The following is a 5,803-nucleotide window of genomic DNA, read 5'->3' on the forward strand; positions in this document are numbered from 1 at the left end:
GCCCGATACGCCGATGCCGGCGCCGCCGGTGGTGTCGCCGCCGCCGATCGTGCAGAATCCGAACCCGCCGCCCGTGGTGATCCAGACGGTCACGACGCCGCCGCCGGCCGTCAATCTGACGCCGATCGCTGCGCCGCCCGCTCCGCCGGCACCGCCTGCGCCGCCGGCTCCGCCGCGCGTGTCTCAGGCCGCCAAGTCGAAGGGTAACCCGTCGAGCTGGTACAGCACCGACGATTATCCGTCGGGCGCGCTTCGTGAACAGGCTTCGGGACGTGTCGTCGCACGGCTCAGCATCGGGACCGATGGTCGCGTGTCGGGTTGCACGGTCACCTCGTCGAGCGGCAATTCCGATCTCGATCGCGCAACGTGCAGCGTCGCGCAGCGTCGTGGTCGCTATACGCCGGCGAAGGATGAATCGGGCCAGCCGATCGCTGCTAGCGATACCATCTCCATCCGCTGGCAGGTGCCGACGGATTGATGCACCGACGTTCTAATGCATGCCAATCGGCCCCAGCGGCCAGCCAGATAGATTAGAGGGATACCATAATGCTCACCACCATTCTCGCGGCCGGCGGCACCGCGGCCGCCGAAAACCAGTTCGGCCTGCAGGCCGCTCTGAAGGAAGGCGGCCTGATCTCGCAGTCGGTGTTCACGATCCTCGTGATCATGTCGATCGTCTCGTTCTACATCCTGTTCTCGAAGCTGTTCGAGCAGCAGAAGATCATCAACCAGGCGAAGCGCGTCCGTCAGGGCTTCTGGAACTCGGCCAACCTGCGCGAGGGCGCCGCCAAGCTCGAGAAGAACTCGGCGTACAAGCAGCTCGTCGACGACGGCCTGCAGGCGCAGGACCAGCACGCCAAGCTGACCGATCCGGTCGAGGCGCATGACTGGCTGCACGGTTCGCTCGCCCGTTCGGAAGCGGCGATCAACTCGAAGCTGGGCGGCGGTCTCGCCTTCCTCGCGACGGTCGGCGCGACCGCACCGTTCATCGGTCTGTTCGGCACCGTGGTCGGCATCTACCGCGCGCTGATCAAGATCGGCGCGTCGGGCGATCCCTCGATCGACAAGGTCGCCGGCCCGGTCGGTGAGGCGCTGATCATGACCGCGCTCGGTCTGGTCGTCGCGGTTCCCGCGGTGCTCGCGTACAACTGGCTGCAGCGCCGCAACAAGTCGATCGCGGAGGACCTGTCGGCCTTCTCGAACGACGTGCTCGGCTTCCTCGCCTCGAACGGTGCCGTCAAGCCGACGCTCGGCAATGCGCCGGCTGCCAAGGCCCCGGTGAAGCCGGCGGCTGCGACCACCACCGCCGGCCAGGCCGGTGGCGTGCAGAGCCGCCCGTAAGACGATAAGGCTGCGGGGTCGCGCTTTGGCGACCCCGCGACCAGCCGGCGGCGAACGGCCGCCGGCACATGGAATGGATAGGATAGCTCGCACATGGCGATGAGCACAGGCGGAGGAGGTTCCTCCGAGAAACCATTGTCGGACATCAACACCACGCCCCTCGTGGACGTGATGCTGGTGCTTCTGATCATCTTCCTGATCGCCGTTCCGGTGGCGATCCAGACGGTCAAGGGCATCGTCCTGCCCAAGGTCCGTTTCGATCCGACGACGACCAAGCCCGAAAACGTTCTGCTGTCGGTGACGACCAAGCCGGACGGCAGCTGCCTGGTCTATTGGGGCACGTCGCCGATCACCAGCAAGGACCTGCTGACCCGCGCGGTCGACAAGCTCAAGCTCGAGATCGACCGTCAGGGCGGTGCCGGCAATCCGGACCTCGAACTGCCGGAAGTGCATATCCGCGGCGACGTCAACACCCCCTATAAGTGCATCGGCGGCACCGTATACACGATGCAGCAGGCCGGCTTCGCCAAGGTCGGCTTCATCTCGCAGCCGCCGCCCGCGGGCGGCTGATCCGCCCCGCCCGATCCAGGAGTATCTGAAATGGCAATGAGTGGTGGCACGGAAGACGGCGAGCCGATGATGGACATGAACACGACGCCGTTGATCGACGTCATGCTCGTGCTCCTCATCATGTTCATCATCACGCTTCCGATCCCGACCCACGCGGTCAAGGTCGATCTGCCGGTCAACGATCCGCGCAACGTCAAACCGCCGGTCGACCCGCAGAAGAACAAGATCATCATCGACGCGGCCGGCACGGTGTCGTGGAACGGCGTTCCCGTCGACGAGGTGACGCTGCGCACCTATCTCGACGCGGCGGCGGCGATCAATCCCGAGCCGGAGCTGCACTTCCAGCCCGACCCGGCGGCGAAATACGACAAGGTCGACCAGACGCTGGCGGTGATCAAGCGTTCGGCGGTGACCAAATTGGGCTTCATCGGCAACGAACAGTATCGCAACGATTTCTGATCCCGGCTGAAGGCTATGCGTCAGGGGCGGTTCCGCAAGGAGCCGCCCTTTTTCGTGCGCGGTCCCGGCGTGACGGCGCACCGGCGCCGGGCTGATCGCCATCAGCACGCAGGGGCGTCGGACGGCAAATCGCGTCTTCCCGACGCATGGCGGTTGCCAGCGATGTTGCTGCGCTGCAACATGCCCGCTCCGCCGGGAGCCCTCTGCCATGTCCTACCGACGCAGTCCGACCCGTTTCCTGCTCCATTACATCCGCGTCCGTCCCTGGACCTTCCTGTCGCTCGGCCTGCTCGTCGCGGCCTCGTCGACCTGTTCGATCGGGGTGCAATATGCGCTGAAGCTGCTGATCGACGCGATGACCGGCTCGGACCGGATCCGCGCCGCCGTCTACACCTTCCTCGCCGCCTTCCTCGCCCTCGTCGTGCTGGAAAGCGCGCTGCAACGCGCCGCGGCGCTGACGCTCGGCCATGCCACGGTCAAATCGGGCGTCGATATCCGCCTCGACATGGTCGACTATCTGACCGGCCACCAGATGCCGTTCTTCCAGAACCAGCGCGCCGGCTCGCTCGGCCATCGCGTCTCCGGTCTCGCCGGCATCTTCGGCTCGATCGTCCACCGTCTGCTCCAGGAGGTGACGCCGCCGTTGATCGCCTTCGTCGGGGCGATGATCATCTTCGTCAGCATCGATCCGGCGATGGCTGCGGTGCTGGGCGTGATCTTCGTCGTCGTCACCGTCGTGCTGGTGCTGCTCGGCCTGCGCGGGCACGTCCACCACAAGGCCTTCGCCGAGCGTGCCGGCACCGTCGGCGGCGAGCTGGTCGACCTGATCGGCAACATCTGGGTGGTCAAGGCCTTCGCCGCGCACCAGCGCGAACTCTCGCGCCTGCAGGGCTTCCTCGACGACGAGGCGAGCGCGCAGCGGCGCGGCTGGTTCTTCGTCGAGCGGATGCGCGGGCTGCACGACCTCGCGCTCGCCATCCTCGTCGGCGGCACGCTGATCTGGGCGATCGGCCGCTGGTCGGCGCATGCCATTTCGACCGGCGACGTGGTGGTGATCAGCACGATGACCTTCCGCATCCTGCATGGATCGCGCGACCTGGCGATGGCGCTGATCGATACCAGCCAGCAATTCAGCTATCTGCGCGAGACGCTCGACATTATCGGCGTGCCGCAGACGCTGGGCGATGCGCCGGCGGCGAGCCGGCTGCGCGTCGGCGAGGGGCGGGTCGAGCTGTCGCAGCTCACCTTCGGGTACGACCCGGCGCATCCCGTGCTGCACGACCTGTCGCTGGTCATTCCGGCGGGGCAGAAGGTCGGCGTCGTCGGACCGTCGGGCGCGGGCAAGTCGTCGCTGCTCCAGCTCATCCAGCGCTTCCACGATCCGCAGGCCGGCCATGTCGCGATCGACGGCCAGGATATCCGCGAGGTGACGCAGGAGAGCCTGCGCGATGCGCTCGCAGTGGTGCCGCAGGAGGTGATGCTGTTCCACCGCACGGTGATGGAGAATATCCGCTTCGCCAAACCCGATGCGAGCGACGAGGAGGTGCATCGCGCCGCGCAGACCGCAGGATGCGACGAGTTCATCCGCCGCCTGCCGCACGGCTATGATTCGATCGTCGGCGAACGCGGCACCAATTTGTCGGGCGGCCAGCGGCAGCGTATCGGCATCGCCCGCGCCTTCCTGAAGAATGCCCGGATCGTCCTGCTCGACGAGGCGACCTCGGCGCTCGATTCGGAATCGGAGCTGGAGGTGCAGAACGGGCTCGACGCGCTGATCGAGAACCGCACCGTCATCGCCGTCGCGCATCGCCTGTCGACGATCGCCGGCTTCGACCGCGTCGTCGTGCTCGCCGACGGGCGGATCGTCGAGGACGGGCCGCCGCAGCAGCTGCTGCGCCAGAAGGGCGGCGCCTTCCGGCAATTGTGGGTGATGCAGGTCGAGGGGCTGGATCGCAGCACCGGCATCTCCGCCGCGGGCGAGCGGCTGCGCCACCTCTCCGACCGGAGCCGCGAGCGGTTGCAGCATCTGATGCGCAGCGCCTGGCAGGGGGTGACCGAACGGACCTGATCGGACCTTGCGTCGTTGTCTTCAAAGTGACACACCAATGTCATAAAAATGAAACCTGCCATTCGGGCAGGGGGGAGACGATGCAATGCGTAATCTTGTCCTCACGATGGCGGCCGGCACGATGCTGGCGACACCGGTGCTCGCGGCCGACCGGACCGGCTATCAGGCGATCGCCGCGGGCGACTTCGTCACCGCAGCCAAGCGGATCGAGGCGGAGCGGCGGATCTTCCCCGACCGGCCCGAGCTGATGCTCAACCTCGCCGCCGCCTACACCCGGATCGGCCGCAGCGCCGAAGCGCGCGCGCTGTACGATACCGTGCTGGAGCGCCCGGCGGTGGCGATGGACATGCCGAGCGGTGCGGTGGTCTCGTCGCACGACGTCGCGGCGCGCGGTCTCGCGCGACTGCCGATGCGGGTCGCGACGCGATAGCCGAAAAGGCGCGCCCCCGCCCGACGCGTGATCCTGCCCATAGCCGGACCAGGCGTTTCGGCGCGGCGGGCGACGATCGGACGAGCCCCCTAGAGGTCGAGGGAGAGGCTGAGTCGTATCGTCCGCGGCAGCCCTTGCGCGAGCAGGCTTGATCCGGTCGACGCCCAATAGCGTCGGCCGGTGACGTTGTCGGCATAGGCGCGCACGGTCGCGGACCTGCCCGACAGCGTGAAACGATAGCCGGCGCCGAGGTCGATCGTCGTATAGCCCGGCACCTCGGCCTGATTGAGCGCATTGACCGCGCGCCGACCGATCCGGAACAGCCCTGCCGATAGGCTCAGGCCGGGGGCCGAGGCGACCCGGTAGAGGGTGAAGAGGGAGCCGGAACCGGGCGCGACATTCTCGATCCGCTTGCCGGCGACGTCCGGCGAACCCGTCCGCTGACGCGCGGACAGCGCCATCGCACTCGCGGTGATCGACAGATTGGCACCGACCTCGCCCACCGCGCTGAATTCGCCGCCCTGATAGACCGCCTCGCCGTCCTGCACGAAGAGGTTGCTGCTGTTGAGATAGGCCGAGGGCCGGGCGATGCGGAACCAGGTCCCGGTCAGCAGCAGCCGGGTGAGCGGCGCGATCTTGATCCCGGCTTCCTGCTGCCGGCTGACCGCGGCGGGGAGCATCTCGCCGGCGTTGCGCGCGATCTGCTGCGCGATCGGGCCGGGTTCGAGCCCCTCGATATAATTGGCATAGGCGCTGATCCAGCGGACCGGCTTGACCATCAGGCCATAGGACAGCGTGGTCGGATCGACCTCATAGGCACTGGCGGGGCTGACGTCGGTATAGCGCGTCTTGCGCCACCCGATCGTCGCCTGCAGCCCCGAAACGCCTGGTCCGGCTATGGGCAGGATCACGCGTCGGGCGGGGGCGCGCCTTTT

Annotated in this window: 7 protein-coding genes; 6 read left to right on the forward strand and 1 reads right to left on the reverse strand. The window is 67.3% G+C overall.

The features are described 5' to 3' along the window. From BW41_RS21985 to BW41_RS16695, 6 genes are all read left to right on the forward strand, one after another. The coding region (locus tag BW41_RS21985) for an energy transducer TonB (protein ID WP_037535816.1) at positions 1-478 on the forward strand (478 nt) is incomplete at its 5' end. A gap of 68 nt (positions 479-546) precedes the next feature. Further along, positions 547-1,341 (forward strand): MotA/TolQ/ExbB proton channel family protein, encoded by a 795-nt coding sequence (locus BW41_RS16675; protein ID WP_037535818.1) that lies wholly within the window; start codon positions 547-549, stop codon positions 1,339-1,341. 93 nt (positions 1,342-1,434) lie between these two features. Further along, the gene (locus BW41_RS16680) at positions 1,435-1,911 is read left to right on the forward strand and encodes an ExbD/TolR family protein (protein ID WP_037535820.1); all 477 of its coding nucleotides are present in this window, start codon (positions 1,435-1,437) and stop codon (positions 1,909-1,911) included. Positions 1,912-1,941: 30 nt separating this feature from the next. Then, positions 1,942-2,370, forward strand: coding sequence for an ExbD/TolR family protein (locus BW41_RS16685; RefSeq protein ID WP_037535822.1), 429 nt, complete (start codon positions 1,942-1,944; stop codon positions 2,368-2,370). A 208-nt stretch (positions 2,371-2,578) separates the two neighbouring features. Further along, entirely contained in the window at positions 2,579-4,438 is a 1,860-nt protein-coding gene (locus BW41_RS16690) for an ABC transporter ATP-binding protein (protein ID WP_037535825.1), read from the forward strand. Between the two features lie 85 nt (positions 4,439-4,523). Continuing rightward, a complete protein-coding gene (locus BW41_RS16695; RefSeq protein WP_037535827.1) occupies positions 4,524-4,868 on the forward strand; it encodes a tetratricopeptide repeat protein in 345 nt (114 codons plus the stop codon). Between the two features lie 89 nt (positions 4,869-4,957). Here BW41_RS16695 and BW41_RS16700 read toward each other — a convergent pair. Further along, a partial coding sequence (locus BW41_RS16700) for a TonB-dependent receptor (RefSeq protein WP_235199812.1) occupies positions 4,958-5,803 on the reverse strand: 846 nt, incomplete at its 5' end.

The sequence above is a fragment of the Sphingomonas sp. RIT328 genome (assembly GCF_000632225.1).
In the GTDB taxonomy this organism is placed as follows: Bacteria; Pseudomonadota; Alphaproteobacteria; order Sphingomonadales; family Sphingomonadaceae; genus Sphingomonas; species Sphingomonas kyungheensis.

Excerpts from the sequence above, each read along its gene's own strand:
- BW41_RS16690 (WP_037535825.1), top strand. The coding sequence starts at position 2,579 with ATGTCCTACCGACGCAGTCCGACCCGTTTCCTGCTCCATTACATCCGC.
- BW41_RS16695 (WP_037535827.1), top strand. The coding sequence starts at position 4,524 with ATGCGTAATCTTGTCCTCACGATGGCGGCCGGCACGATGCTGGCGACA.
- BW41_RS16675 (WP_037535818.1), top strand. The coding sequence starts at position 547 with ATGCTCACCACCATTCTCGCGGCCGGCGGCACCGCGGCCGCCGAAAAC.
- BW41_RS16680 (WP_037535820.1), top strand. The coding sequence starts at position 1,435 with ATGGCGATGAGCACAGGCGGAGGAGGTTCCTCCGAGAAACCATTGTCG.
- BW41_RS16685 (WP_037535822.1), top strand. The coding sequence starts at position 1,942 with ATGGCAATGAGTGGTGGCACGGAAGACGGCGAGCCGATGATGGACATG.